Origin of the sequence: Sphingobacterium endophyticum, assembly GCF_009733535.1 — a bacterium.
In the GTDB taxonomy this organism is placed as follows: Bacteria; Bacteroidota; Bacteroidia; order Sphingobacteriales; family Sphingobacteriaceae; genus Sphingobacterium; species Sphingobacterium endophyticum.
The window spans coordinates 1-4,356 of the sequence record NZ_SMMI01000037.1 but is presented as its reverse complement, the minus strand read 5'-3'; the positions used below and the strand labels follow the sequence as shown (position 1 = coordinate 4,356).

General features: G+C 40.9%; 5 protein-coding genes. All 5 read left to right on the top strand.

The features are described from left to right. Positions 1–440, top strand: a 440-nt coding sequence (locus tag E0Y80_RS20450; RefSeq protein ID WP_197091705.1) for a TolB family protein, incomplete at its 5' end; no start/stop codon positions are given. Positions 441–477: 37 nt separating this feature from the next. Beyond that, a complete protein-coding gene (locus tag E0Y80_RS20445) occupies positions 478–1,059 on the top strand; it encodes a hypothetical protein (RefSeq protein WP_156309500.1) in 582 nt (193 codons plus the stop codon). A gap of 48 nt (positions 1,060–1,107) precedes the next feature. Further along, the gene (locus tag E0Y80_RS20440; protein WP_156309499.1) at positions 1,108–3,138 is read left to right on the top strand and encodes a tetratricopeptide repeat-containing sensor histidine kinase; all 2,031 of its coding nucleotides are present in this window, start codon (positions 1,108–1,110) and stop codon (positions 3,136–3,138) included. Then, positions 3,131–3,751 carry a response regulator gene (locus E0Y80_RS20435; RefSeq protein ID WP_156309498.1) on the top strand — a complete coding sequence of 207 codons (621 nt, stop codon included), beginning with the start codon at positions 3,131–3,133 and terminating at the stop codon, positions 3,749–3,751. The genes E0Y80_RS20440 and E0Y80_RS20435 overlap by 8 nt, the downstream gene beginning before the upstream one ends. A 159-nt stretch (positions 3,752–3,910) precedes the next feature. Further along, the gene (locus tag E0Y80_RS20430; RefSeq protein WP_156309497.1) at positions 3,911–4,180 is read left to right on the top strand and encodes a hypothetical protein; all 270 of its coding nucleotides are present in this window, start codon (positions 3,911–3,913) and stop codon (positions 4,178–4,180) included. Positions 4,181–4,356: the final 176 nt, after the last annotated feature.

The following is a 4,356-nucleotide window of genomic DNA, read 5'->3' as shown; positions in this document are numbered from 1 at the left end:
ATTTCCTCATGACCCATGGAGATTATATTATCCGTGTTTCTCCCCCATATACTTCCGGGACTTTGGTCAAGGAAATGGATTATGAAGATTGGGGTGAACTGGCGGTAGATCAGAAGGGTACCCAACTCGCACTACGGATCGCCAACCATATCCATACCATGGATATCGATGGGTACAATCTCAAGCAGGTAACCAACAGCAATTTTACGGAATCTGAGCCCGTATTCTCCCCAGATGGAAAATATCTGCTCGTTGGTAGTTACTATCGATATAGTGGCGAAGGCTTTGGACGATTATGGCAACTGAGCATCATCCCAAATGACGGCAGGCAGTACACTACAAATCCCGATGCAGAAGACAATTCACCGGGTGTGATTCCTGTCATCTGGAAAGGGAAAGAAAAAATCGAGGCCGCTAGCGGACAGATGGTATGGAGGTAATTTAAATTAAATAACGATGAAGAAAATAATGTTGTTCATGGTGTCTATTCTTCTTTTAGGATGTGCCAAAGATGATGATCCACCTCGGGAAAACGAAGATTTTAACAGCCTTTATGGTGGCATTCCTTATAAAGGAACAGTACAAGGACTTATTTCACTGAAAGGCAACAAATTAAATCTTTCAGGGGTTGGAACTATCGCTCTTTTCGAGGACTCAAAAGATTCTGTATCCATTGTTTTTCTGGCTGATATAGACGATCTCGGCGAGATCAATATCAAGATACGTGGAAGGTTCGATCGGGAGTCTTTTTATATGGAGAAAGAAAATTCCGATATATTTTTTAGAATTATGGATCAGACTATAGATGGAAAGTTTATATCGGAAGTGCAAGAGATGTCCTTCGGCGGAAATTTAAGAGTGGATAAGAGTCAAATGAAAATGGTCGCAATATTCAAACAGGAGACCGAGAGCTTTCCCGAGGGAACAAGATTGGAACTTAATTTTGATACCAGTCGCAAGATAAGGGAAAATGACGACGACGGATCTGGCTGTCAAATGCGCATGGTTCCGATATGGGGACCTAACGGCATGACTATGGGTATGGTGCCCGATTGTTAGTTTGCGTATTTATCCGTAATTTCAAAACAATCAGTGATTATATTCCACATGACAGAGAGACTCGGATTGCTTGTTTTGTATTGGTCGTTTATAATAACAGCGGGATTTAGTCAGTCGAAAGACGAACTAAAATACTACAATGATAGTTTGTATCGCCAAATCCAAAAAATACAAGAGCACGAAGCAAAGGCACAGGCTTTATTCGATCTAAGTTTTTTTTGGTCAGACTACGATACAGCGAAGGCGTTTTCGTATATACGCGAAGCTGAAAATGTCTTAGGGAGAAAAGGTAAATCCACGTATTATTGGGGATTGAAAAGCTTTTACCGTGCCTCAGTCTATTTTGAGACCGATCCTGCCAAAGCCAAACAAAAATACATGGAGGCAGAAGAGAGATTGAAAAATGCAGGTACAGAAAAACGTCTCGAGGCGTCACGTTACCGCGCACGGTTATGGGGCAGCTATGGTGCTTTATTGCAACGCGAAGGAAAAGCAAACGAATATGTGGAAATTCTAATAGAAAAAGTCATTCCCTTAGCCAAAAGTATCGGAGACTCATCCTTATTAGGAAATAATTATCAGAATGTCGCCATGAATTTAATGAATTTAGGCGATTACAAAATTGCAGATGACTATTATAACAAAGCGTTGCAATTACTAAAAGGAAATAAAGATGCCTTGGAGGAGCGTTTTACACTATTTATCAATGCAGCACGCAATGCTTTGCTGCTCAAAAATTATCGTAAGTCGGGTGAATTTATAGACAGCGCGGCTGTATTGGCTGTTCAGGTCCCGAACTCATCCTACATTCCTATATATCATGCTGTCTCGGGAAGTCACTGGGCAGCGGTCAAAAATCATGAAAAAGCAGATGCACATTTTGAATACGGCCTCTCCGCAGCAAAGAAACAGAGCAATGAGGATATGGTCGCAACCCTACTTTTTGATCAATTTACCGCCTATCAGATGAACAACCAATATGCTGCTGCAAGGGAAAAGTTATTGGAAGTATTGCCTCATGTACAGCAGCAATCTTCTTTGCGAAACAAGCAGATGGTATATTACAATCTCGCTAATATCGCGACTAGATTAAATCAATATCCAGAGGCTGTGAAATGGTATGAAGCACATAAAAGCATATCTGATACCCTTTTTTCTGATCAAAGTCGAGCCCATATACAGGAATTGGAAAAAAAGTATCAGACGTCGGAAAAAGAAAAAACTATTCTTCAGATAAAAACGGAAAATCAAAAACAGCAGCTTTCCCTACAAAATACGCGCATGTTGGTCGGTGCTCTGTTGTTAACCAGTATTATATTGGCCGCAGTTGGTTATAGTTGGTATAATGCCTTGAAGAACAAAAAAAGATTAGCCGCACACAAAGAAATCCTTTTACAGGAGGAGCTTAAAAACCACCGGCAGCAAGAAAAACTGAATTTGTATCATGCGATGCTGCAAGGACAGGAAAGCGAACGTAGTCGAATAGCTAGAGATCTGCACGATGGCTTGGGTGGAATGTTGGCAAATGTTAAATTGAAACTATCCGCAGTTGCCACCAATGTTGATAAACAAGACATTAATAAGGAATCCCATATGGAATTATACACCATTATCAATCAATTAGACCATTCGGTCAATGAACTGCGTCGGGTAGCACGTAATATGATGCCCGAGTCTTTATTGTATATGGGGCTGGAAGCGGCTTTGAAGGACCTATGTAATGCTATGAGCAATGCGGAATTAAAGATAGATTTCCAGACGACAAAATTGAAAGACAATTATCCGCAACCTTTTCAAATCGCGGTGTATCGTATCGTCCAGGAACTATTAACCAATGCTGTAAAACACAGCGGAGCTTCGCAGGCTTGGGTGCAATGTAGTGAAGGAGATGGGAAGTTTTTCATTTCGGTGGAGGACAATGGACGCGGATTTGATGCCAGGAATGATCTATTTGAAAAAGAAGGAATAGGACTTTCTAATATCCGCAACCGCGTAGAAATATTAAATGGACAGTTTGATATCGATGCAACATTAGGTCGGGGAGCATCGTTTCATATTCAACTCGATATATATGGATAATGTTATCTCCGTAATCATTATTGACGACCATCCGTTGGTATTAAATGGGTTTGAGTTTATTCTAAATAGGAATGCCAATATCTTACTCAAAAAAACGTTTACCTGCGCTGCAGATGCTTTGAACTTTTTACTGACCGACCACATAGATGTCGTGCTGATGGATATTAATATGCCCGATATGAATGGAATCGACGCGACTGAAATTATACGAAAGTCGTACCCCGGGACACGGATAATCGCCATTAGCAATCTAAACGAAGGAAGTATTGCTTCGCGTATGATGCAAGCTGGCGCGGCCGGCTACCTCCTTAAGAATGTATCTGCAGAAGAACTGATAGAAGCTATACAAGCCGTACATGAAGGAGAGCAGGTATTGAGCAAGGAGATGAACGATATATTGTCAGATAAACAGGATACCGTACCTAAAATTACGGAAAGGGAACGGGAAGTACTCGCCTTGATGGCAAAAGGATATACCACACCAAAGATTGGCGAACTCATGTTTATCAGTCCGCTAACAGTCGAAAGTCACCGGCGGAATCTACTGCAAAAGTTTTGCGTGACCAATTCCGTATCCCTGATACACAGGGCAACTGAAATGAAATTCATCTAAAAACCATGGCATGCTGGGATAAACGAAGAGATCATAAATCAATCATTTTAAAACGCATAAAACGTATACAAAATATGAAATATTAATGTTAGGCAAAACACAAACCCGCATGAATCCGCCAGCTGGCGGACGACAATTAAAAAAGCAAATAATATACATTTGAAAAGAACAGTCCCAATCGCCCTAATTATGGGCATGCTTCTAATGAGTTCCTGTAACAATTCCAACAAAGAAAACAATGCGGTAGGTGAAACATCGGTTAAAAGGACAGATACCCTTACTTTATCACAACCAGAAGAAATTACATCCCTGGAGCGGGATAGCACTGCTGATTTTGACATAAACAGCATTCCGGTCTCCACGGCAGAAATCGGTGATTTTCCATTCTTCACTGCCCCCGAGGGTGCTAAATACATTAACAGACCGTAAGTAAAAGATTTTGATTTTATCGTATTCGTGACTCCTGAAAAAATCTATGAAGTAGAGGGGAAAACTTTCAGTGCACATGTTCATAAAGACAGAGAGAGCAGTGTAGAGATCAGCGGTCGATACCTGAACAAAAGTTTTGAAGATGCGATCCTGAATGCCGGAGGGATAAAGGTCTT